The organism is Psychrobacter urativorans (assembly GCF_001298525.1).
Lineage (GTDB): Bacteria > Pseudomonadota > Gammaproteobacteria > Pseudomonadales > Moraxellaceae > Psychrobacter > Psychrobacter urativorans_A.
In genome coordinates, this window is the sequence record NZ_CP012678.1 from 1,183,082 (window position 1) to 1,206,464 (window position 23,383).

Sequence of the window (23,383 nt, forward strand, 5' to 3'; positions counted from 1 at the left end):
TGACTTCATAAAATCATTATAACGATAAGTATATCTACACAATATTTGACTATGAATAGTGACGCTAATGGCTATTTAGCTATCTTGAACTATGTAACATTGAACTATGCAACCCCCGCTATCATATCAATGCAAGGCTAGTAAAGAATATAACCTTATTATTCCAAATAATAATCAATAAATATCCAATAAAAATATTTAATAAAAATACTCAATAAATTGTTCAACCACAAAATTTATAGAAGCTTTAAGCATGTGACTATGCTAATGCTGATGATATTAAGGATATAACCACGACAATGACTCATTCTCCTACAAACGCTCAATTCCAAGCAGTCAAACGTGATGCGGCGACTGATGCTAAAACGCACGCTAAACCCGTCAAACGCGTTGGTATTCTGGGTGGCGGTGCGGCAGGATCAACCATTGCTATTCGTCTGGCAGCACTGGGGCTTGAGACTTATGTGTTTGAAAAACAAAGCTCGCTGATTGATGGACCGCCGATGTGCCATTTGCATGCCGGTGGCAATTTATACCGTGAAATTCCTGATGAAGATTGTGTGGCATTGCTCAAGCAATGTATCGATATCGTGCGCCTTTATCCTTATACCATCGATGTGCGCCCGACTGTCTTTGCTGTGCCGACGCGCGATGCGGGTATGCCCGAGGATTTATTACCACGTCTTGATACTTTAACGGATGCTTATCATGAACTTATCGAACAGGACATCAATAATAAAATATTAGGCGAACCTGAAAACTATTATCAGCTATATAGTCATGAGCAGTTGATTGAGTTATCCAAGCGTGAGCAAGTGGCTATCCCTAGCTGCGTGGATGAGTGGATGATTCCGGTAGCCAAGTATTTAGATTTGAATAAAGTTAAATTTCCACTGATTGTGGTACAAGAATATGGCTGGAATATCTTTCGTTTGGCAGCCTCTGCACAGTTGGCATTAGCCGAATATGCGCATGCCCACGTTTTTACGAGCACTACCGTTAAACAAGTCGTGGCGGTTGATTGTGAAAACTGTTCGAACATTGACCACCATGTCAGAAAATGGCGTATTGATTATCAGCAAAATAGTGACATTCTAGATAATGAAGCTAAAATTGATTCTATCGAAGTCGATTATCTAATCAATGCTTGCGGCTTCCGTACTGGCATTATTGACGATATGGTTGGGGTTAATGTCACGCGGATGGTGGAGTTTAAATCTTCATATGTTACCCATTGGGGTGAGACTGGTGGGCAAATACCGGAGATTATTATTTATGGGGCGCGTGGTACGCCTGAAGGTATGGCGCAACTGACACCTTATCCAAACGGTTATTTTCAGATTCATGGTATGAGTAAATTTATTACCTTATTTAATGATGGTTTGGTTGCCTCTACTAAAGACAGCGCCCAACCCAAGCTGCCGGCGCAATATGTGCATTATATTGAAGATGGCTGGGATAAAGCGCCACTACAAGCGCGTAGTCAGCAATCTATTGATTATGTGGCTGAGTTTGTACCGACCTTTAGTAGCGCACGCACCGTTGGTAATGCGTTATATGGTGGTCAGCAAATCCCTGGTGTCGATGATACACTGCGTGTGGCGGATGTGAGCTTATATCCTAATTTGCACTATGCGCGCGCTGAGAATGTTAAAGCCTCATCAACCTTGATTGCTGCTGATGAAATTGTGCAGCAACTCACTGAGATGGGTATATTGGATAACGACCTGCCGGCAAATCATGAGCGTTATGCTCATCAATGGGCATATCTCATGCATAACGACAGCGTGGCTATCGATAAAGTAGCACGCGTATTGGCTTATGAGCGCGGTTTTCCCATCCCGATGGCAGATGTGAATCATAATCTCCGCACAGATATTTTGAATAACTTAACCACCGCTGACGTATAAAAACCAAACTTTAAATCGAAAAAAACCGGAGCTACAGGCTAATCATTAGCGCTTTGCTCCGGTTTTTATTTTATGCGAAAATATTTATATTAACTGATTAATATCAATTGCCAGCCATTTTTTCTGTATTGACTGCATCATCGATTTCTACTATCTCTTGTAATAAATCAATAGCCTCGGCAATCGTATTACAGACCACCAAGCGATCAAGGTCTTGCTGCTTCATAAAGCCTTGCTCAGCCGTATATTTTAAATGCTCAATCAAACGGTCATAAAAGCCATTGATATTCAGAATAATCATCGGCTTTTCATGCTGATAGAGCTGTCGCCATGTGGCAATTTCCATAATTTCCTCTAACGTACCTAAGCCACCAGGTAAAGTGATAAAGGCGTCAGCATACTCTGCCATCACGGTTTTACGGGTGTGCATGGTATCGGTCAAATGCAGACGTGTTAGACCTTCATGGGCAATTTCGTGTTTGAGCATAAAAGTGGGAATCACACCAACTGCTTGTGCCCCACCCTGAATCACTTCATCCGCTACTGCGCCCATCAGACCAATACTAGCACCGCCATAGACCAGCCCCATACCGTTATCCGCTAGTGCACTCCCCAACTCACGTGCCGCTTGCTCATAGATATCATCATTGCCCAAGCGCGAGCCACAGTAAACCGCGACCAAAGGCATAGCAAGTAATGATTTATCGACTGCTTTTTCAATATGGGTGATATCTTGACTGGTGATAACTTCATACATGTGATTGTTAATGCTCATTTGCATATAGCGTTGTATCCTTTAATGTTAACGAGGTTAAGGTGATGATTTTTTAAATTATAATGGGTTTTAATAGTGGTATTCACCTACCTAACAATATACCGGATGTACTAATAGTTGCCTTATGTTCACAGCCTTTATGAATCAATGAGCTATACCATATACTGTATTTTTAAGTATTTATTCTATAAATATATCCGACATTTATCTTACCATATGGCACATCAACTGGTGATAATAGCAATTTATTTCTACGCAATTACTACATTTTTGACCACCTATTATCAACTATTTAATCTGCATCAATGTCTGCTCATCAAAGCCTATTAAGGTGATTATTATGCTGTCCTCCAAACTACCTACCCCTTTAGCAAAACAGGTAACTGACATGTTGGTTAAAGGTTTTATAATAATGGTGTGTTTATTAGCCATATCTTTATTTATTATGCCAGTGCTTAATAAATCACCGTCTATCGTGGTTGCCACATGGCAAAAAATAAAGTTATTGCAACAAGAGTTACCAACGGATAATAGCTTGCCAAGTCCGCTACCTAACCGACATCTCGCGGATACGTGGGGTGGCGCGCGCAGCGAAGGTCGCTCGCATGAAGGCATTGATATTTTTGCGCCACGCGGTACACCAATTCAAGCAACCACCAAAGGCGTGGTCAATAAAGTTGGCGACGATCGACTGGGTGGTCAGGTGATTTTTATTATTGGTGCCGGTGGCGCAGCACATTATTATGCGCATCTAGACTCTTATGCTGATATCCGTCCTAATGATTGGGTTGATGCTGGTGATATCATCGGTTATGTGGGAGACAGTGGCAATGCTAAAGGCACACCGCCACATGTGCATTATGGTGTTTATATCAATGGGCGCGCGGTAAATCCTTATCCTTTATTGATTAAAAGCCAATAATGAGCCAACAATTACAAACCCCAGAATAGTTTTAACACCTTAACATGTTACAGAGTATCCAATACTTTATCTGATATGGCATTTAACGCGGTATTTATAGGCGCAGCTCGAACATGCTCAGGCGGAAATAAGGCGCTAAAGGTCGACCCCTCACCCTCTACCGACTCAATATGTAAATTAACCCCATGCTGATACAGGACGTGTTTAACAATCGCCAGCCCTAATCCCGTACCGCCCGTAGCTCGACTGCGACCACTATCTACCCGATAAAAGCGCTCGGTTAAACGGTCTATATGCTGTTGGGCAATACCAATACCGTCATCACTGACCGCAAAAAGACAACCATCAGGCGTTTTACTCCAGCTGATAGCAATGTTGCCACCCTTTGGCGTATATTTAATCGCATTGATAACGAGATTGGATAACGCACTATTTAAGTACATCTCTGAGCCATATAAGCCATCATCGGTATTGATATCTAAGCTGATCGTATGCTCATATTCTTGGTTATAAACCTTGGCATCATCGTAGATATGTTTGAGCAGCTTAGTCATATCAATATCACGTAACTCATGCGTTTCTTCGATTTCAATGCGCGAGAGTAGTAATAAATCATTCACAATGCGATTCATACGCGCGGTCTGCTGGGTCATCAGTTGCATACCACGCTGCCAATGTACGGGCATATCGGGCTGATCAGAAAAATTCTCAAGATAGCCCATCAGCACGGTCAATGGCGTTCGTAGTTCATGCGAGACATTGGCAACAAAATCACGGCGCATTTGCTCTAAATGCTGCAAACGCGTGACATCATGGATAATCAGTAATTTTTCGCCATCAAAATGCGTCAGCTCACACTTCAGATAACGCTTGGAATCTTGCCATGAGGCGATATGCAAGCCGTCATTAGGAGTTGTCATGGTCTGGCAATAGCGTCGAAACTCAGGGGCGGTAATGAAATTAAAAATACTTATCCCTTGATCGGTTGAGCTAATGACCAATAAATCTTCCGCTGCTTGATTCCACCACTCTAACTCATCTTTATCGTTCAGCAAAATCACCGCATCTTGAAGCGCTTTCATTGAGCTTCGGATTTTTTTGACCAGTCCCATCACTTTTTGTTGCGCCTTTTGTTCTTGTTGGCGCGTTTGATAAAGCTTATTGGCGACGAGGCTAAAACCACCTAATTTATCCGGTGGTGGTGTATGGCTCGGTTTATTAATCCACTCATTAAAGCGCTGCAAGCTATACATACGCCACAAGCTATACAAGAGTAACGCGCCAACGAGGCTTGCTAATAGGTGCGAGGTCATTAAACCCACTATTATCCCCGCAATTAACCACAACAGCAGCCAACGGATATCTGCCCACAATAGCGCATAGCGTGATACTGGGTGGCGGTTCTTATTCTCAGGCGTCATCATATTCATATACCGTATTTATGCTAGATAGTAGCAGCATTTTACTTCTATCCTTTTTATTATTAATGACGTTTTTTGCGTTGTTATTACGCCTTGGATTATCAATCCTCTAAGTTATCACGCCCTCGTTATTCTGGTTGCATGATATTCGAGAATCGATAGCCCGTACCACGAACAGTTTGAATCAAGGTGTCACAATCATAAGGTTGCAGCAGTTTACGCAAGCGGCGAATGTGCACATCAATGGTGCGGTCTTCAATATATACATTACTGCCCCAAACCTGATCTAATAACTGGGCTCGGGTGTAAGCACGCTCAGGATGGCTCATAAAAAATGCCAGTAGTCGGTATTCTGTGGGACCGAGCTCAACGGTTTTGCTATCCGCCGTCACCCGCTGGCTTTTAGCATCTAAGCTTAGATTGCCGACTTCGATAGGCTTATCGGCACTAAGGGCATTACTACGACGCAGCACCGCTTTGATTCTCGATACCAACTCGCGCGTCGAAAAAGGCTTGGTAATATAGTCATCAACACCCGCATCAAGCCCGAAAACCTTATTGTCTTCCTCACTTTTTGCCGTGAGCATGATGACGGGGATTTCAGAGAGCAGCTCATCTTTTTTGAGCATTCGGCAAAAATCAATGCCACTTTTTTGACCGGGTAACATCCAATCTAATAAAATTAAGGCAGGACGATGATCAACCACTTGTTGATGCGCCTCCGGTATATCAGCAGCCTGTAAGCATTCAAATCCTGCCATCTCCAACGTCATGACGATCATCTCACTGATCGCAGGTTCATCTTCAACGATTAAAATCAGCTCATTATGCATATGACATGACAGCCTTATTGTTAGGGTTTAAAAAACATTAGAGTAGAAAAAGCTATTAATATTCAAAAATATGTGTGTATAAAAAAGCAGCGATAGGTGCTCGCTACTATCCTCTTATTAAACGACTTCTTTATGACGGCTTAATGACAATTTAAGGTTAATTTATTTTTTAAGATTAATTCACTTCTAACAAAAAATTCAGCGGTCCATTATTGATACTCTCAACCTGCATATCTGCACCAAACTCACCGCTTGCCACATTAGGATACTGAGTTTTTGCATAAGTAATAAGCTCAGCAAAAAGGGCTTGCGCCGCATCAGGTTGCATTGCCCCACCAAAGTCAGGACGACGACCATTATTGGTATTTGCCATTAAGGTAAATTGCGATACCAATAACAGTCCACCGTCGACTTGCTGAACGTTTTGGTCAAGCTTGCCAGCTTTAGCAGGGTCAGTATTGTTTTCAAAAATACGATAGGTGAGAATTTTATCAATCATGCGTTGCGCACTTTGTAAATTATCCTCATGCCCAAGTCCAATATATGCCAATATACCGTGCTCAATCGCTCCAACGCAGTGGCTATCGACCGTCACACTGGCACAGCTCACCCGTTGAATAAGTGCTTTCACTGATTGTCTCCTTTGTAAATTACGTTTATAGATTATGGTCATACAGACAGTGGCTGACCATGATAAAATATCACCATTCCTGACTCACTTTAGTCACATTTTCTAATGCTAATAATTATTTTGGTAGCCTTGTTATGAATTTATTTACCACTATCCAGCAATTTGTACCGCAGCAACAGCTCAGTAAAGCCGCTGGACGCTTGGCAGCCAGCCGTCATCCACTGGTAAAACGTGCTTTTATTCGCACTTTTGCCAAAGCGTACGATGTTAAATTAGACGAATATGAACGTCAAAGCCTAAATGCTTATGAGAGCTTTAACGACTTTTTTACCCGTGAGCTAAAAGAAGATGCGCGTGCAATTGATAGCACCACGCACGGCATTGTTAGTCCTGCCGATGGCGTCATATCACAGCTTGGACAGCTACGTCATCATAAATTGCTGCAAGCCAAAGGTCGCGATTATGATATCGGGCAACTACTTGCCAATAACGAAGATGGCAGCTATTTTGCGGATGGCAGCTTTGCGACGGTTTATCTGGCACCCAGCAATTACCACCGCGTGCATATGCCGTTTGCCGGAACGTTGACAACCACTCGCTACGTTCCCGGTACTTTATTTTCGGTGAATAATACCACTGCTGAAAATATTCCGGACTTATTTGCACGCAATGAGCGTTTGGTCTGTCTGTTCGATACCGAATATGGCAAAGCAGCAGTGGTTATGGTTGGGGCGATGATTGTCGCTGGTATCGAGACAGCAGCGACTGGTAAGATTGTCCGTACCGATGAGATTCAAGAGCAAGCGCACGATATGAGCTTTGCTAAAGGCGATGAGCTAGGACGTTTTTATTTGGGCTCAACCGCAATTGTCGTACTCCCAAAAGCGGCAAAAACAGACTGGCAGGATAGTATGACTGCCAATACTACGGTGCAAATGGGGCAATTATTAGGCATCGCAAACGCTGACTAAAACGCTCGTTATAAATAAAAAATACTAAAAATACAGCCGCTAATATTAAGTGATTAGCGGCTGTATTTATGATACCAGCATTTACGATATCGGCATTTACGACACCAACCGTTTTACTGCTATTTAATCAAATTGCTAATGGTTTTAAAGGCAGGGTCAGCGCTACTACGGCATAGCTCGAACAAGATAGTTTCAACGGTCGTAATCACGCCACCGGCACGGCGGATACGGCGCAGGGCAAGTTTTTTATCATACGGAAAACGTGAGCCAACGGCATCGGCAATGATAACTGGCTGCATACCATTGTCTAATAAATCAAGCGCAGTTTGGAGCACACAAACATGGGTCTCAACCCCGCAAAGTAAAACAATACCGCGATTCTGCTGCGCTAGATAATGCCATGATTCATCGGTATCACAAGCGCTAAAGGTTACTTTTTCAAAGCTTTTAGCATTGCTATCTTCTAATAATTCTTTAATCTCAGGTAAGGTATCACCCAAGCCTTTTTTATATTGCTCATTAAGCATAATCGGCACATCAAGCGCTTGCAGACCTTTTACCAAAGTGATGATTTTTTTAACGATATTTTCATGGTCATAAATGTGCGGAGTCAGACGTTCTTGGACGTCAATAATCATCGCTTGGGTATTCTCGCGGGCAATACGGTAAGTTTTATCAGAAATCATGGTCGACATAGCACACTCCTTGTACGGCTGCCAAATTGGCAATCCAAAACTGTCTTTTATTAGACGTTATAGGTTAGCAAAACGCTTTTTTATCATTGGTATCCTAATAGATTGCGCCCTCTCATTTAGTCATATTTTGTTCAGCGCGTCAACGCCCATCTTGTCTCGTCACCATTTATATGCTTTGTTCTTAATGCGTGTCTCTTAATATACTCATATCAAGTAGCTATAAAAAAACCCAGCTTTAATAACTGGGTCTTTTTCATGAATAATTTTATGACTGTAGTATTAAATTATTGAGTAATTGAACCTTTACACGCGCTCAATAATTGTAGCGATACCTTGACCCAAACCAATACACATGGTGGCAAGACCAATTTCAGTATCCATTTGCTCCATCGCGTTAAGCAAAGTGACGGTGATACGGGCGCCTGAACAACCAAGCGGATGACCGAGCGCAATTGCGCCGCCATTGATATTAATGATATCTTGCTTATCACTTAATCCCAAGGTTTTGATAACTGCTAAGCTCTGTGCAGCAAAGGCTTCGTTTAGCTCGATGGTTTGCATGTCATCGATGCTCATGCCTGCACGTTTCAGTGCTTTTTGGGTGGCAGGAACTGGACCGTAACCCATAATAGCGGCATCACAACCCGCAATTGCCATGCTGCGAATACGGGCACGTGGTTTTAGACCCAATTCTTTGGCTTTTTGCGCGCTCATGATGAGCATTGCTGACGCGCCGTCAGATAGCGCTGATGAAGTAGCTGCCGTTACTGTGCCATTAACTGGATCAAACGCCGGACGCAATTTCTGCATTTGTTCCATTGTCGCATCGGGACGAATCACTTCATCGACAGTACACAGTTGCAAGCGACCAAGGGCATCATGACCTTCAATACCGATGATTTCATTGTCAAAACGACCTTCTAGCGTGGCTGCCCAAGCGCGGCGATGCGACTCAAGACCAAACGCATCTTGCTCTTCGCGGCTGATATTATTCATACGCCCAAGCATTTCAGCGGTTAAGCCCATCATATTTGAGGCTTTGGCATAGTGCTTAGAGGCTTCGGGATTGAGGTCGACGCCATGCATCATGCCGACATGACCCATGTGCTCAACACCGCCAATAATAAAGGTATCACCTTGATTGGTCATGATTTGCGCAGCTGCCGTATGTAGCGCCTGCATGGATGAGCCGCACAGACGATTAACCGTTTGACCACCCGTCGTCTTTGGAATATCCGCAAGCAGACCAATATTACGACCGATATTTAAGCCTTGTTCTAAGGTTTGATTGACACAACCCCAAATAATATCTTCAACATCACGTGGGTCAAAGTCGTTACGCTCAACGAGCGCGCGCACCAAGTCAGCCGACATGCTATCCGCACGCACATGGCGGAACATACCATTTTTAGATTTACCCATTGCTGAGCGCACGCCATCGACGATGACCACATCTTTTGGACTTAAAATTGTCATATTATCTTCCTTTCAATTTTTTATTGTCAGTGGCAGTACAGCAATACTTATTAGGGTTTATTAATCATTAAATAAATAAGTAATTAAATAAGTAATTAAATAATCAGCAACCGTTAATAAATCTGTGGACTGCGCTTCATCCTATTAATGACAGCTCATTACGCGGTTGGGTAAAAGGTCTCGCCTGCCGCCGCCATATCACGAATCTTTTGCGGCGCTTCATAAGCTTTGCCAAGGTCTGCGTATTTTTCACATAGCGCTAAATAGTTATTTAAACCCATTTGGTCGATATAACGACACGGTCCGCCACGGAATGGTGGGAAACCAACGCCCATAATCATCGCCATATCTGCCTCAGATGGTGTACTGACGATGTTATCTTCTAAGCAACGAACCGTTTCATTACAGAACGCCAGCATCATGCGGTCAATAATCGCTTGGTCATCAAAGGTCTGCGCGTCGCTATCAGTGGTGTCTTTTAAGAGTGCATAAGTGGTGTCATCAGCTACTTTTTGTGGTTTGCCGCGTTTGTCCATTTCATACTTATAGAAACCAACGCCATTTTTTTGACCCAAGCGTTTGTTTTCATACAGATGCTCAATCGCGCCTTTATAATCTGGCTTCATACGGTCGGGATAGCCTTCTGCCATCACTTCTGCGCCATGCACGCCAGTATCTAAACCAACCACGTCAATTAAATATGCCGGACCCATAGGCCAGCCAAATTTTTCCATGACTTTATCAATATGAACGAAATCAGCGCCTTGTTTCAATAATAAATCAAACGCGCCAAAGTATGGAAATAAGACACGGTTGACTAAGAAACCGGGGCAATCATTAACAACAACTGGCACTTTACCCATTTTGGTGGCTAAAGCAACGGTGGTGGCAATGGCTTCTTCAGAGGATTTTTTACCGCGAATCACTTCAACGAGTGGCATTTTATGCACAGGGTTAAAAAAATGCATACCGACGAAGTTTTCTGGACGTGCCAGTGCTTCGGCTAAATAAGTAATCGAAATCGTCGAGGTATTTGATGCCAAGATACAATCGTCTTTAACCAAGCCTTCGACTTCTTTGAGTACCGCACGTTTAACGTTTGGATTTTCAACTACCGCTTCAATGACGATATCAGTTTCACCAAAGTCGCCATAGTTTAAGGTTGGACGAATACGACTTAACGTTTTGCCCATATCAGTAGCAGTCATTTTTCCGAGATCGACCATTTTGGCAAGCAATTTACTGGCTTCACCCATGCCCAACTCTAGCTGCTCAGACTTAATATCTTTCATGATAATCGGCAAGCCTTTACTGGCTGCTTGATAAGCGATACCGCCGCCCATAATGCCCGCGCCAAGTACTGCCGCCTCATTAATTTCGTGTGCCAATTTACTGTGTTTTTTGGCGAGTTTTTTAACCAATTGGTCGTTTAAGAACAGACCAACCAAGCTTTCTGCTTGTGGCGTTTTAGCCGCTTTGGCAAAACCGGCAGCTTCGACTTCAATGGCTTGATCACGGGGCAAATTAACGTGTTTTTCCATTGCCGCAATCGCAAGGGCGGGCGCAGGATATTGTTTAGGATTGGCTTTCGCAAAAATCATCGCTTTCGCGCTACTAAATGCCATCGTTTGTTCAAGTGGGTTTAGCTTCACCGGATTGAGTTTTTCTTGACGTTTAGCTTGCCAATTAAGTTCACCTGAAATACATTTTTTGACCAAATCAATGGCGGCATCTTGTAATTCTTCAGGCGCAACCGTTGCATCAACCAAGCCTATTTTTAGGGCATCAGGTGCTTTTTTAGGCGTTCCCGTGGCGATAAGCTCAAGCGCATTATCAATACCAATCACGCGTGTCGTACGAACCGTACCACCAAAACCGGGGAAAATACCCAGTTGGGTTTCAGGTAGACCAATGATTGCCTTGTCGCTCATGACGCGATATTCACACACCAAGGTCATCTCACAACCACCGCCTAACGCTGCACCATTGATTGCCGCAACTTTAGGAAATGGCAAATCTTCAAAACGATTAAAGACATCATTGATACCAAGCAGCCACTCTTTAATCTCAGCTTCTCGCTGCTTAAAAGAAGCAACAAATTCGGTGATATCCGCTCCAGCGATAAACACGCCTTTGCTAGAAGTAACAATCAAGCCTTTCACATCATCGGCTTGCTCTAAGGCACTCACCACTTCTTCAAACTGTTTGTTAGTTTCGGCATCGAACTTGTTCACGCTCTCGTTTTCGGCGTTGTATTGCATATTGGCGATGCCGTCTTCTAGCATGCTGACCGTAATGCGATTTCCTTGATATACCATTTGAAACTCCTTTCTATGTTTTAAAAGCTGTTTTTTAAAAGCTGTTTTTTAAGAGCAATGTCATAAAAGCTATGTTTTAAAAGTAAAATGAGTAATAACACTGCCGTTTTGCAAGCTGATTCATCACTATAAATAGCCTATTAAATGAGGCAGCATTGATGTCTTTATTATTCAGCGCTCATTGGCATGGCGCATCGTTGTTATATTAAAATAGTCATTTCTATTTGATTTAAGTCCTTTAACGGTTTTGACGTCAGTGGCTTAAAGTCAGTCAGTGTAGGGGATTATGCCCCTGACTGTCACAAGCTAAAATCGGACTCATAAGTCACTATTAAATCAATGGCAGGCATTTACCTTGCTGCCATTGTGCTTTAGCCAGCGGTTATCATTTTTGTAATAACATCTTTTATTAAGGTTTTTATAGCCCACCACCCCATTCATCAAACCACATTCAGATGACAAGTTAAATCATCAATACGTAACCAAAGTAAATAGCGGCTCGCGTGGGTCTATAAGCCCTCTGCGCTATCATGCTACACTAACGCTATTTTTATTATTCACCTGATAAATGGTTGGGTTATGACTGTTTCTGTTGCTCCGCGCTTCGTTCCTTTTAGCACTTTTGACACCTTTCATCACGCCTTGCGTGCGCAGTTGGCGCAAGATATTGAGGCGCTATTTGCTTATGCAGAGTTGCCAAGCCCGTTGGTTGACGCCTGCCGTTATGTGATGACAGGTCAAGGAAAACTGGTTCGTCCCTTATTGGTCGCTAGTAGCTTTGTGAGTGTCAATAGCAGTAATAGCGATTTACGTAATGGAGATGTGAGCGACATAGAAGCAGAAGCTGAGACAGAGGACTTAGATAAGTTAAATGAATTGCTAGACGCTGATATTCGCTACGATATGTGTCGACGCGCGGCATTGGCGGTGGAGCTGCTGCACACTTATTCATTGGTACATGACGATTTGCCATGTATGGACGATGACGAGCTAAGACGTGGGCAGCCAACGGCACATATTGTGTTTGATGAAGCCACGGCTTTATTGGCAGGTGATGTGTTGCAGACGCTTGCGTTTGAAGTATTAACCGCAGAAATTCCGACGTTTGCGTCCTATGATGAGCAGATAACCAGTCAGTTATTAGCCATATTCGCACCGCGTGCACGGCGGATGGTGGCAGGACAAATGCTCGATATCAATGCCGAAGCCACAAGCAACATTACCCAAGATGAGTTAGAAGCCATTCACCGTGATAAGACAGGCGCATTAATTGAAGCAGCAGTATTAATGGGCGGTATTTGTGCACAAGCAACTGCCCAACAACGCATCGCATTGCAAGACTGTGCGCAACATATTGGTCTTGCATTCCAAGTGCAAGATGACATTTTAGACGTCACGGCAAGCACTGATGACTTAGGTAAGCCTGCCGGTAGCGATGAAAAGTTGGATAAATCTACTTACGTCAAATTAATGGGCGTTGATGCAGCAAGTGACTATGCCAAGACTTTATTTCAAACCGCGAAAGATGTTCTTAAACCCTCGTTTGGCACTGAGAATACGCTCATTGAATTGGCGGATTGGTTGTGGGCACGGAAAAAATAATAATCCGAACGTTCAGCGGGCTACCCATTAAATTGTCACCTATTCCTCACTATAATTAAGAGCACAACATGAGCAATATCAACCCACCCAGTTCTGATGACAATTTCGCCAGTAATTTAAAAGGTAAAACTGGCGTTAAGCGTATTATTAAAGCCGCGGGCTACTCTGCCGATGGATTTAAAGCGGCTTACAAATATGAAGCGGCATTTCGGCAAGTATGTTGGCTCAGTCTCGTCTTATTGATTGCAATTATATTCATACCTTTTGCCCTGAATATAAAGATGATGCTAATTCTCGCGTCGTTTTTATCGCTTATCGTTGAGCTATTTAACACAGGTATCGAAGCCAGTATCGACCACACCTCTACAGAGCAGCATCCGCTAGCGAAAATTGGTAAAGACGTCGGTTCTGCCGCGCAATTTTTGGCGTTAACGCTGTTGTTTATTTTATGGCTCATGGCATTATGGTCTTTATATTAACTATGTTATGCCGAGGTTTGAGCCATGAATCCGTCATTACCTGCCACCCCGCACATTTATATGGGTACGGGCGGTTATAGCGATACCGATTTACTCGGCACGCTATATCCGACTGGTACCAAAAAAACCGACTTCTTACGTGAATACGCCAAGCAATACGGCGCGGTAGAAATCAATAGCACCTTTTACGCGCCTATTGGTCAAAAAGCATTCGCAGGGATGATTGATAAAGCGTACGTGCAAGCGGGCAGTAAATTGCAGTTTGCCGTCAAGCTCCATCAAGACTTTACTCATGCCCGTCGCGGCACTCCTGAACACGCGCAAGCATTTATTACCGCTCTAACTCCACTCATCGAAGCCAATGCGCTAGCGCCATTATTATTACAGTTCCCGCATGGATTTGATCGTACTCGCGATAATCGCCTGTATTTAGCCAATCTCGTTAGTTGGTTTAAAGGTTATCCATTGGCGGTAGAATTTCGGCATGCCAGCTGGCACACGCCACAAGTGGTCGATAGCTTTGTCGAGCAAGGTCTAATTTGGTGTAGCGTTGATTATCCAAAAGTGCATGGTTTACCGCCATCACGATTGCTATTCACTCAGCGCACTGGCTATCTGCGTATGCATGGCAATAATCTAAATTGGTGGGATGCGATGAGCGCTAGTGATCGGCATGATTATCGCTATAGTGAGGCGGAAATGCAGGACTGGGCGCAAGCGATTGCCAATCAGCGGCAGCACTTTGATACGTTATATATTTTCTTTCAAAATACGGTGAATGCGCATGCGTTTTATAATATTGCGATGCTGAGGGAGGCATTGGGTGAGTTTGGGTTTGAGGTGCTTTAATCAGATATTAAATTGTCAATGAAATTAAGTAATTAAAAGGATTTTATGTGTTTAACTATTCAGACGGTTTAGATGAATTTCTCAACTCACGACGTCAAACTGTAATTGACAAAAATAATGAAAGAATAAGCAATATCAGATCTTTGATAAATATTTCCCCATGCTGTCAAATCAGTAAATTTTTAACCATTAAATATATTGATGCTTTCGAAAGATGTTTAGATGAAATTCATGGAAATACCACATCAACTATAACCTTAGTCGCTAATCTGCGCTTCCTATTTGAGACATGTGTTAATACACGCCTTTTAAACCAAGAAGACTCATATAAATACAAGGTATATTATGCAATATACCAAAGTCAGCTTACAAAATCAGAGAGCTTGATTAGATACATACAGGTCGATTTAACACGACTGGATAGACTAGAGCTTGAAAAAGCAAAATTACAGCCTAACACTAATAATCCTGATGAGATTAAAGAAAACTTTGCAAATATTGAAAAACTATATGATGGAATAGATGAAGAAATATCTTTATTTCTAGATGCACTTTCATTCAACGGTATTGGTTTTCAAAGACATAATATTCAAAAATATTTGGCTCAAACTGAGGCTAGACATAATGAAATCGCTAATGAATGGGAAGAAATCAAAAAGACTCTAATGAAGGATAAGGATTTTAATAGTTATTTTGACTGTAAGAATCAATTAAGTAAGGTAGAGAAAGAACTAAGAGATTCACGTAATTGGAAAGAAAAAGCTGCTGCGGTTGAGTTGAGTGAACTCTATAGCTTTATTTATGATTATACTAGCTCACTGATACATAGTAACTCATACTCAATTATAACTTCTAACCAACTTGATAGTAGTGAAACCACTATGATTATAGGTCTATCTAATCGTCTAGCTAGCGATATATTAAAACACCTAAAAAGCTTTGCTTCGGTACCAAACTTTAAAGTTATTAAGATTAATAACGAAAATAACTAAACGATAATATGATTTTGCAAGCAAATTATCTAAACAGTATTTCAAAGCAAATAAACAAAAAAAGGACGCCTCTCAGCGTCCTTTTTCAAATCAAATACTTATTGTTTAAAGCTTACGCTTCAACGCCAGCATCTTGACCTTGATATTTTGCATTTGCGTAGTCCCAGTTCACTAGTTTGTCTAGGAACGTATCAACATACTCAGGACGACGGTTACGATAGTCGATATAGTACGCATGTTCCCACACATCACAAGTCAATACAGCTACTTGACCATGTGCTAATGGCGTATCAGCATTAGCTGTTTTAGCGATTGATAGTGTGCCGCCAACTTTATCAGCAACTAGCCAAGCCCAACCAGAACCAAACTGAGTCATTGCCGCGTTTTTGAACTCTTCACGGAATTTATCATAGCTACCAAAGGCTTCTTCGATTTTGCCTTTTAGATCGCCAGTAGGTTCGCCGCCGCCATTGGTAGGCGTCATGCAGTTCCAATAGAACGTGTGGTTCCATACTTGCGCTGCTTGGTTGAACATACCTTGTTTGCTGTCATCTTTAGCAGTCGCTACGATGATTTCTGACAACGTTTTGTCTTCTAGACCAGAACCAGGTAGCAATTCATTCAATTTGTTTACATACGCAGCATGATGTTTATCATGGTGAAATTCTAACGTTTCAGCACTGATGTACGGCTCAAGTGCGTTTTTTGCGTACGGTAATTCTGGTAGAGTAATCTGTGACATATTATTTTATCCTTGCTAGATTAGCCTTTCATATTTTTTTTCAGTCATACAGCAGTCTTCAATCTGCTACCCTCAAAACTTAAAGACAACGCAAATGTTAACGCGATATTCTTAAGTAGGGTTTAAACTTATGACCGCAAATTATTAGGCTAAATTGGCTGAGTTTGTTGTTAATGAAGGTTATCGCTTGATGCGCTATTGCACAAAGTCATGTATTTATAAAGTAATCGAATAACTATTTTTAAGCTATTGTTAATTTTAAATACACAACTGATAAGCTATAATTCACTGTAGCTTACCGCCTATTATAGCAAAATTTACGGGCAATATCCGTTACTGAATGTTATAAGGCGGATTAGTTTGCAATTAATACGGTCGCTATAAGCATAAGCGTGAATAGTGGCTTATTGATATCATATTAATACCATGCGAGCAAGCTCCCTATCCTAGTGCTATTTTACCTAGTATTTACTCATCAATATCTGCAATAATTCATTTTAATCATGGACTTATCTTATGAACCACGCTCAATCTGAAACGTCTTTGGACCATGCAAAAAATCATTTAAACCACAATGACTGGGTACTTGCCAGTAATAATAAAGGCAAATTAGCGGAGTTTAAAAGGCTATTTGCGGAAGCTAATTTAGATGTGAACATTATTCCTCAAGGTCAACTTGATATTGGAGATGCAGTTGAAGACGGTCTAAGCTTTGTTGAAAATGCCATTATTAAAGCGCGTCATGCCAGCCGTATCAGCGGCAAGCCTGCTATTGCCGATGATTCAGGACTGTGCGTGCCAGTATTGGGTAATGCACCGGGGATTTACTCAGCGCGTTACGCCGGTGACCATGGCAATGATACGCTGAACAATGACAAACTTATTGCTGACTTGCAGCCTATCCGTGCTCAGCAATCTGATATACCTATCGAAGGGTTATTTGTCTGCGTACTAGCGATGGTACGTCATGCCTATGACCCCTTACCAATTATCGCGCAAGGTTTATGGCATGGTGAGATTTTAGAGCAGCCACATGGCGATGGTGGTTTTGGTTATGATCCGCTATTTTGGTTACCAGAGTTGCAAGCCACTGCCGCCAGTTTAAGCGCTGCGGATAAAAACCTCGTTAGTCATCGCGGGCAAGCCATTCGTCAGTTATTAGCGCAATTATAGTCATTCATTCTGTTAATGGGTACGAGCTTAATACTCTTTATCAGCCTATTAATAGTCGTTATAAAGGTTAATTATCGCCATAATGTCACTCTATTGCCTAAAACAGATAATTTTTACTTTAATTAAGAGATAGATTATACTGGCATACTTTTAAAATTTTATTAAAATACCCTATTCATTCCATGGCAATCGGCTGACCGCCCACATTTGCGCGCATGATTGCCAGCTATTTCAATCCTAAAGGTGTAATCAACATGGCTACAGATTTACAAATCACGACCAACAAGCTGTCTAATAAAGAAACTCAGCTGACCGTTAAAGTACCTGTCGAAAAAATTCAAAACAAAGTCGAAGGTCGTATTCGTCAAGTCGCTAAAACGGCTAAAATTGATGGTTTCCGTAAAGGTAACGTACCTATGTCGCATATCCGCGCCCAATACGGTGCTGGTATTCAACAAGAAGTGATCAATGACGTGATTCGCGATACTGTTTTTGAAGCGATTAAAGCTGAAGACATCCGCGCCGTTGGCATGCCTAATATCGACGATGTTAAACTTGAAGACGACTTCCTAGTCTATCAAGCAACCGTTGAAATCTTCCCAGAAGTTGATGTTCAAGGTATCAATGAAATCGAAGTTGAGCGTCATACTGCAACGGTTAACGATGCAGACGTTGATACGATGATTGAAAACTTACAAAAGCAACGTGAAGAATTTGTTGAGAAAAAAGGTAAAGCCGATAAAGGTAATCAAGTTACTTTTGACTTTGAAGGCTCAATCGACGGCGAAAAATTTGAAGGCGGCTCTGCTGAAGACTTCAAATTGGTTATCGGTAGCAACCAGATGATTCCTGGTTTTGAAGATGGCATCAAAGGTATGAAAGCTGGCGAAGAAAAAGTCATCGATGTGACTTTCCCTGCAGAATATCAAGCTGAAGAATTGGCTGGTAAAGCGGCTCAATTCAAAATCAATGTAAAATTGGTTGAAAAATCACAGTTGCCTGAAATCAACGAAGAGTTCTTAGCATTGTTCGGTGTGAAAGAAGGCGGCGTTGAAAAACTAAAAGAAGACGTGCGTAAAAACATGGAACGCGAAATCAAAAACGCAGCGCGTAGCCAAGTAAAACAAGCGACTTTTGATGCGTTGTTAGAAAAGAACGAATTTGACGTACCAAGCGCGATGTTAGAGCAAGAAATTGACCGTCAACGCAGCATGATGATGCAACGTTTTTCACAGCAGTTCGGCTCAAGCGCAGACAGCTTTGATAAAGGTATGCTGCCAAATGAGCTGTTCGAAGAACAAGCGCTACGTGCTGCCCGTCTTGGCATCATCGTTGCTCGTGTTATCGACACCAAAGGTCTAGAAGTTGACCAAGCACGCGTTGAAACCTTCATTAAAGAAGCGTCAGAGAACTACGAAGATCCAGCTGAAGTGATCGAATATTACACCAATGATAAACAGCAGCGCGCTAACATTGAGTCTGTGGTTTTAGAAGACCAAGTGGTTGATTATCTGATTGAGCAAGGTAAAGTCACTGATAAAGAAGTGAGCTATCAAGACCTTCTTGCTGCTCAGCAACAACAACAGCAAGCTATGTAATACTGTAGCCTTTCGGGCTATTGATTAGAACCATGTAAAAAATGCCCTAACAACTCTTGTTAGGGCATTTTTATTGGCAATTCCTATTTATTGATAATAATTGATAATAATTGATAATAAAAATGCCCGTTAGACGCTCACCCCTTGATAAATGAGCGCAGACGCCTTATAAATAGGGAATCATTTATTATTTGTCACATTAAAACCTTACTATTAAGCCCTTAAAAAAGTTACTATTACTACCATTATTTTTCGCAATATTTTCTTAATATGATTGAAAATTAGCATTGTTGAGTGGTTATTAACGCAAAGCTTGGTACTACGAACTGATTTTCATACTTTTTCTTTACGCCTTTATTTATAGGATAGTTCTATGACTGATTATGACCGCATCACCTCTAACCCGCATTTTGATACCTTGATGGGTGCACAAAACGCGCGCAACGCCTTAGTTCCGATGGTTGTTGAGCAATCTTCACGCGGTGAACGTTCATTTGATATTTTCTCACGCCTATTACGTGAACGCGTTATCTTTTTGACCGGTGAAGTCGAAGATAATATGGCAAATCTAATCGTTGCCCAGTTATTATTTTTGGAAGCTGAAAACCCAGATAAAGACATTCATTTATATATCAACTCGCCCGGTGGCGTTGTGACCGCAGGTATGGCGATTTATGACACTATGAACTTTATCAAACCTGACGTTTCTACTATTTGCTTGGGTCAAGCCGCATCAATGGGTTCATTCTTATTGTCTGCCGGTGCGAAAGGCAAACGCTACGCCCTTGCCAATTCACGCGTGATGATTCACCAACCATTGGGCGGTTTCCGTGGTCAAGCGTCAGATATCGAAATTCATGCACGCGAAATTATTGAGCTAAAAGCTAAATTAAATCGCTTGCTTGCTGAGCATACCGGTCAGCCTATCGAGCGTTTAGACAAAGATACCGATCGCGATAACTTTATGAGTGCACAAGCCGCTAAAGATTATGGTTTGGTTGATGCCGTATTAGAGCGTCGTCCAGCCTCTTTATAAGCGCTAGGTGAGGAATGCTAAGTGACTTAATTTAGCCACTTAATCATTTAGTCACTTAATAATGACGAGACTCGTCAAACTATTTGTAAGCTTTAAATTTTAGGAGTGCCTTTGTATGGCAGAAGATAACACCCCGCAGTGCTCGTTTTGTGGCAAAGCTAAAAGCGAAGTCAAACAGCTCATCGCTGCTGACGATGCTAATATCTGTAATGAATGTATCGAGCTGTGTACAGATCTGATTGCGGATAGTGCCGATAGTGATGATGATGGTGAGCTTGATACCTCATGGATCAACAAAAAACTGCCCACACCAAAGCAATTGCGCGCCAAACTTGATGAATATGTCATCGGACAAGATGCTGCTAAAAAAGCCTTAGCCGTTGCGGTTTATAATCATTATAAACGCCTAAAAGTCAGCCAAACCTTTGCTAATGACCGTAAAAAAGCCAAAATTGGTGCAGATGACGCAATGGTTGAATTGTCAAAAAGCAATATTTTGCTGATTGGACCAACGGGTTCTGGTAAAACATTACTCGCACAAACCTTAGCGCGTTTGCTTGATGTGCCTTTTGCTATGGCTGATGCCACAACGTTGACCGAAGCCGGTTACGTGGGTGAAGACGTCGAAAATATCGTGCAAAAGCTACTGCAAGCGTCAGACTATGACGTAAGCAAAGCGGAGCAAGGTATCATCTATATCGATGAGATTGATAAAATCAGTAAAAAAGGTGATAACCCGTCTATCACGCGTGACGTTTCAGGCGAAGGCGTTCAGCAAGCCTTGCTTAAACTGATCGAAGGTACAGTTGCTGCTATTCCACCGCACGGTGGTCGTAAGCATCCACAGCAAGAGCTGATTCAAGTTGATACCAGCAATATTCTTATCATCGTTGGTGGTGCGTTTGCCGGTCTTGATAAAGTGATTCAGCAGCGTACTGAAAAAACCGGTATTGGCTTCAACGCTGATGTCAGCTCAAAAGATGACAGTAAGCGCAGTTCAGATTTGCTACAACAAGTTGAGCCTGAAGATTTAATCAAATTTGGTCTGATTCCAGAATTGATTGGTCGTCTGCCGGTACTTGCTGCGCTAGAAGAATTGGATGAAGCGGCACTGGTGCAGATATTGACCGAGCCTAAAAACGCGCTCGTGAAGCAATATAAATATCTGTTCGATATGGAAGGCGCGGAAATTGTCTTTACTAAAGAAGCCCTCGACGCAATTGCTAAAAAAGCCATGGCACGCAAAACGGGTGCACGTGGTTTGCGCTCTATCGTTGAAAATGTACTGCTTGATACCATGTATGAGCTGCCGTCAATGGAAAATGCTAAATTGGTGACTGTCGATGAGGCCGTTATCAATGAAGGTAAAGCTCCTGCGATCGTATCTTCTACAGATGATGCCGCACAAGTAGCAGTAGAATTATAAGCCCTGATTATTATTGGGTTGATTAAAAAAATAGCGTCTAGCATCATCGTGCTAAGACGCTATTTTTTTGTCTACGCATTTATGATTTATCAAACCAACAGATATAAAATGTCGCTCATAAATTAGCATTGGTGAAATAACTTTCTTATAGTAACGTTTTTATAATGACATTTTCATAATCATATTTTACTAATGGCGGTCTCGTCTATCAATAGCCCTCAGGGCAGGTATTAAATTATGCTAAGGTAAGCGTAATCGCTCACCACTAATGATACAAAGGACTGTTTATTATGATGACTGCCATGACCGCGATGACCGCCGCCCTGCGTAAGCACTTGCCTTTTACGTCAAACACCCCTTCTCTAAACTCTCATCAGCATCAAAATATGACCTCGTACTATGCCAATCATGTCGCCGCCATTACGGGTGCAGGCTCGGGTATGGGTCGCGAACTGGCTTGCCATTTAGCCAAAATCGGCTGTCATTTGGCATTATCTGATATCAATGCTGAGCAGCTTGAGAAAACGCAAGCATTACTCATTGGCTACGATATTAAGGTGACGACTACGGTGCTGGATGTCGCTGATAAAGATGCTGTTAATGCGTGGGCGAATAGCGTGATGGCAGCTCATGGTAAAGTAAACTTTATCTTTAATAATGCGGGTGTGGCGTTTTATTCAACCGTTGAAGGGAGCAATATTAGCGAGCTTGAATGGGTGATGGATATTAATTTTTGGGGTGTGGTTTACGGCACCAAAGCATTTTTACCGCTGATTAAAAACAGTGTCAAAAAAAGCAGCGCGAATACGGAAACAACCACAGATAATAAGCTGAGCAACCATCAAGAGCATGGTCATATTATTAATATTTCAAGCATATTTGGTTTGACCGCGCAACCCTCACAATCCGCTTATAATGCCAGTAAATTTGCGGTGCGTGGTTTTACTGAAAGCCTGCGTCAAGAGCTGGACATACAACGCTGCGGGGTTTCTGCAACCTGCATTCACCCTGGTGGCATAAAAACCAATATCGCCAACAGTGCGCGCGGGAATGACAGCTTAAGTGACCTTGGCATGCACACTGGCAGCACAGCAATTAATAACTTTAACAAATTTTTAAAATTTGATGCCGCTGATGCTGCTTGGATTATGCTACAGGCAGTAGCGAGCAATCAACCCCGTTGTTTAATTGGTCATGATGCTAAAATCCTCGATGCCGTACAGCGTATTTTTCCCGCGCATTACAATACCATTCTTCATTGTGCTACTAAGCTATCACGCAAGCGCAAGCATATATACTCTAATAACACTCACGCGGTTACCTCTAGTGTCATATCCTAAAAACTTTATACTTGGCGGTAAATATAAAAGGCGCTTAAACATAAATGATGTTTAAGCGCCTTTTAGCATCTGTAGAGCGTTTGGCTGGCTTATCTTATTTTTTAGCGTTTATTGACGTGATTTAACACTTAAATTAAGTTTGATAGCATTTTATGATAAGGCATTTGATATACTAATGTTACTGATATCTTACT

At 42.1% G+C, this 23,383-nt stretch carries 20 protein-coding genes; 12 read left to right on the forward strand and 8 right to left on the reverse strand.

The window, feature by feature from the left end; all coding sequences use genetic code 11:
- Positions 1–299: 299 nt before the first annotated feature.
- Positions 300–1,910 carry an FAD-dependent oxidoreductase gene (locus AOC03_RS05125; RefSeq protein WP_084785774.1) on the forward strand — a complete coding sequence of 537 codons (1,611 nt, stop codon included), beginning with the start codon at positions 300–302 and terminating at the stop codon, positions 1,908–1,910.
- 103 nt (positions 1,911–2,013) lie between these two features.
- Here the strand turns inward: AOC03_RS05125 and AOC03_RS05130 are convergent, their stop codons facing one another.
- Positions 2,014–2,691, reverse strand: a complete 678-nt coding sequence (locus tag AOC03_RS05130; protein WP_062533924.1) for a TIGR00730 family Rossman fold protein — start codon at positions 2,689–2,691, stop codon at positions 2,014–2,016.
- Between the two features lie 439 nt (positions 2,692–3,130).
- Here AOC03_RS05130 and AOC03_RS05135 point away from each other — a divergent pair, with 439 nt between their 5' ends.
- Positions 3,131–3,607, forward strand: coding sequence for a M23 family metallopeptidase (locus tag AOC03_RS05135; protein WP_227514322.1), 477 nt, complete (start codon positions 3,131–3,133; stop codon positions 3,605–3,607).
- A 47-nt stretch (positions 3,608–3,654) separates the two neighbouring features.
- Here AOC03_RS05135 and phoR read toward each other — a convergent pair whose 3' ends face one another.
- The 3 genes from phoR to dtd form a co-directional block, all read right to left on the reverse strand.
- Positions 3,655–5,031 carry a phosphate regulon sensor histidine kinase PhoR gene (gene phoR, locus AOC03_RS05140; RefSeq protein WP_227514292.1) on the reverse strand — a complete coding sequence of 459 codons (1,377 nt, stop codon included), beginning with the start codon at positions 5,029–5,031 and terminating at the stop codon, positions 3,655–3,657.
- 125 nt (positions 5,032–5,156) lie between these two features.
- Positions 5,157–5,861: a phosphate regulon transcriptional regulator PhoB gene (phoB, locus tag AOC03_RS05145; RefSeq protein ID WP_062533927.1), complete on the reverse strand. Its 705-nt coding sequence runs from the start codon at positions 5,859–5,861 to the stop codon at positions 5,157–5,159.
- A 175-nt stretch (positions 5,862–6,036) separates the two neighbouring features.
- Positions 6,037–6,492 (reverse strand): D-aminoacyl-tRNA deacylase, encoded by a 456-nt coding sequence (gene dtd, locus AOC03_RS05150; protein ID WP_062533929.1) that lies wholly within the window; start codon positions 6,490–6,492, stop codon positions 6,037–6,039.
- A 134-nt stretch (positions 6,493–6,626) separates the two neighbouring features.
- On the opposite strand from dtd, the gene asd reads away from it, so the two are divergent.
- Positions 6,627–7,463, forward strand: coding sequence for an archaetidylserine decarboxylase (gene asd, locus AOC03_RS05155; protein WP_062533931.1), 837 nt, complete (start codon positions 6,627–6,629; stop codon positions 7,461–7,463).
- A 119-nt stretch (positions 7,464–7,582) separates the two neighbouring features.
- On the opposite strand, the gene AOC03_RS05160 is transcribed toward asd, so the two are convergent.
- The 3 genes from AOC03_RS05160 to fadB form a co-directional block, all read right to left on the reverse strand.
- Entirely contained in the window at positions 7,583–8,158 is a 576-nt protein-coding gene (locus AOC03_RS05160; RefSeq protein WP_062533933.1) for an isochorismatase family protein, read from the reverse strand.
- A 303-nt stretch (positions 8,159–8,461) separates the two neighbouring features.
- On the reverse strand, positions 8,462–9,634 hold the full coding sequence (fadA, locus tag AOC03_RS05165; protein ID WP_062533935.1) for an acetyl-CoA C-acyltransferase FadA: 1,173 nt from the start codon (positions 9,632–9,634) through the stop codon (positions 8,462–8,464).
- Between the two features lie 158 nt (positions 9,635–9,792).
- Complete coding sequence (gene fadB / locus AOC03_RS05170) at positions 9,793–11,952, reverse strand: fatty acid oxidation complex subunit alpha FadB (protein ID WP_062533937.1); 2,160 nt, start codon at positions 11,950–11,952, stop codon at positions 9,793–9,795.
- Between the two features lie 579 nt (positions 11,953–12,531).
- Here fadB and AOC03_RS05175 point away from each other — a divergent pair.
- The 4 genes from AOC03_RS05175 (at position 12,532) to AOC03_RS05190 (ending at position 15,874) form a co-directional block, all read left to right on the forward strand.
- Entirely contained in the window at positions 12,532–13,554 is a 1,023-nt protein-coding gene (locus tag AOC03_RS05175; RefSeq protein ID WP_062533939.1) for a polyprenyl synthetase family protein, read from the forward strand.
- A gap of 68 nt (positions 13,555–13,622) precedes the next feature.
- Positions 13,623–14,033 (forward strand): diacylglycerol kinase, encoded by a 411-nt coding sequence (locus AOC03_RS05180; protein ID WP_062533941.1) that lies wholly within the window; start codon positions 13,623–13,625, stop codon positions 14,031–14,033.
- 24 nt (positions 14,034–14,057) lie between these two features.
- Complete coding sequence (locus tag AOC03_RS05185; protein ID WP_062533943.1) at positions 14,058–14,882, forward strand: DUF72 domain-containing protein; 825 nt, start codon at positions 14,058–14,060, stop codon at positions 14,880–14,882.
- A gap of 47 nt (positions 14,883–14,929) precedes the next feature.
- Positions 14,930–15,874 (forward strand): hypothetical protein, encoded by a 945-nt coding sequence (locus AOC03_RS05190; RefSeq protein WP_062533945.1) that lies wholly within the window; start codon positions 14,930–14,932, stop codon positions 15,872–15,874.
- 112 nt (positions 15,875–15,986) lie between these two features.
- Here the strand turns inward: AOC03_RS05190 and AOC03_RS05195 are convergent, their stop codons facing one another.
- Positions 15,987–16,616 carry a superoxide dismutase gene (locus AOC03_RS05195; protein ID WP_062533947.1) on the reverse strand — a complete coding sequence of 210 codons (630 nt, stop codon included), beginning with the start codon at positions 16,614–16,616 and terminating at the stop codon, positions 15,987–15,989.
- A 516-nt stretch (positions 16,617–17,132) separates the two neighbouring features.
- On the opposite strand from AOC03_RS05195, the gene rdgB reads away from it, so the two are divergent.
- The 5 genes from rdgB to AOC03_RS05220 all read left to right on the forward strand — a co-directional run bounded on the left by rdgB (position 17,133) and on the right by AOC03_RS05220 (position 23,189).
- Entirely contained in the window at positions 17,133–17,789 is a 657-nt protein-coding gene (gene rdgB / locus AOC03_RS05200) for an RdgB/HAM1 family non-canonical purine NTP pyrophosphatase (RefSeq protein WP_062533950.1), read from the forward strand.
- A 254-nt stretch (positions 17,790–18,043) separates the two neighbouring features.
- Positions 18,044–19,387: a trigger factor gene (tig, locus tag AOC03_RS05205; RefSeq protein ID WP_062533952.1), complete on the forward strand. Its 1,344-nt coding sequence runs from the start codon at positions 18,044–18,046 to the stop codon at positions 19,385–19,387.
- Between the two features lie 421 nt (positions 19,388–19,808).
- Positions 19,809–20,423: an ATP-dependent Clp endopeptidase proteolytic subunit ClpP gene (clpP, locus tag AOC03_RS05210; RefSeq protein WP_062536508.1), complete on the forward strand. Its 615-nt coding sequence runs from the start codon at positions 19,809–19,811 to the stop codon at positions 20,421–20,423.
- 115 nt (positions 20,424–20,538) lie between these two features.
- On the forward strand, positions 20,539–21,849 hold the full coding sequence (gene clpX / locus AOC03_RS05215; protein WP_062533954.1) for an ATP-dependent protease ATP-binding subunit ClpX: 1,311 nt from the start codon (positions 20,539–20,541) through the stop codon (positions 21,847–21,849).
- 386 nt (positions 21,850–22,235) lie between these two features.
- On the forward strand, positions 22,236–23,189 hold the full coding sequence (locus AOC03_RS05220; RefSeq protein ID WP_062536510.1) for an SDR family NAD(P)-dependent oxidoreductase: 954 nt from the start codon (positions 22,236–22,238) through the stop codon (positions 23,187–23,189).
- The last annotated feature ends 194 nt before the right edge of the window (positions 23,190–23,383 follow it).

What these genes read in the sequence shown, in the direction of transcription:
- AOC03_RS05130 (WP_062533924.1), bottom strand. Translation starts at nt 2,691, where the DNA reads ATGCAAATGAGCATTAACAATCACATGTATGAAGTTATCACCAGTCAA.
- fadB (WP_062533937.1), bottom strand. Translation starts at nt 11,952, where the DNA reads ATGGTATATCAAGGAAATCGCATTACGGTCAGCATGCTAGAAGACGGC.
- phoB (WP_062533927.1), bottom strand. Translation starts at nt 5,861, where the DNA reads ATGCATAATGAGCTGATTTTAATCGTTGAAGATGAACCTGCGATCAGT.
- AOC03_RS05180 (WP_062533941.1), top strand. Translation starts at nt 13,623, where the DNA reads ATGAGCAATATCAACCCACCCAGTTCTGATGACAATTTCGCCAGTAAT.
- AOC03_RS05125 (WP_084785774.1), top strand. Translation starts at nt 300, where the DNA reads ATGACTCATTCTCCTACAAACGCTCAATTCCAAGCAGTCAAACGTGAT.
- tig (WP_062533952.1), top strand. Translation starts at nt 18,044, where the DNA reads ATGGCTACAGATTTACAAATCACGACCAACAAGCTGTCTAATAAAGAA.
- AOC03_RS05160 (WP_062533933.1), bottom strand. Translation starts at nt 8,158, where the DNA reads ATGTCGACCATGATTTCTGATAAAACTTACCGTATTGCCCGCGAGAAT.
- AOC03_RS05220 (WP_062536510.1), top strand. Translation starts at nt 22,236, where the DNA reads ATGACCTCGTACTATGCCAATCATGTCGCCGCCATTACGGGTGCAGGC.
- fadA (WP_062533935.1), bottom strand. Translation starts at nt 9,634, where the DNA reads ATGACAATTTTAAGTCCAAAAGATGTGGTCATCGTCGATGGCGTGCGC.
- phoR (WP_227514292.1), bottom strand. Translation starts at nt 5,031, where the DNA reads ATGATGACGCCTGAGAATAAGAACCGCCACCCAGTATCACGCTATGCG.
- clpX (WP_062533954.1), top strand. Translation starts at nt 20,539, where the DNA reads ATGGCAGAAGATAACACCCCGCAGTGCTCGTTTTGTGGCAAAGCTAAA.
- AOC03_RS05195 (WP_062533947.1), bottom strand. Translation starts at nt 16,616, where the DNA reads ATGTCACAGATTACTCTACCAGAATTACCGTACGCAAAAAACGCACTT.
- asd (WP_062533931.1), top strand. Translation starts at nt 6,627, where the DNA reads ATGAATTTATTTACCACTATCCAGCAATTTGTACCGCAGCAACAGCTC.
- AOC03_RS05135 (WP_227514322.1), top strand. Translation starts at nt 3,131, where the DNA reads ATGCCAGTGCTTAATAAATCACCGTCTATCGTGGTTGCCACATGGCAA.
- rdgB (WP_062533950.1), top strand. Translation starts at nt 17,133, where the DNA reads ATGAACCACGCTCAATCTGAAACGTCTTTGGACCATGCAAAAAATCAT.
- clpP (WP_062536508.1), top strand. Translation starts at nt 19,809, where the DNA reads ATGGGTGCACAAAACGCGCGCAACGCCTTAGTTCCGATGGTTGTTGAG.
- AOC03_RS05175 (WP_062533939.1), top strand. Translation starts at nt 12,532, where the DNA reads ATGACTGTTTCTGTTGCTCCGCGCTTCGTTCCTTTTAGCACTTTTGAC.
- AOC03_RS05185 (WP_062533943.1), top strand. Translation starts at nt 14,058, where the DNA reads ATGAATCCGTCATTACCTGCCACCCCGCACATTTATATGGGTACGGGC.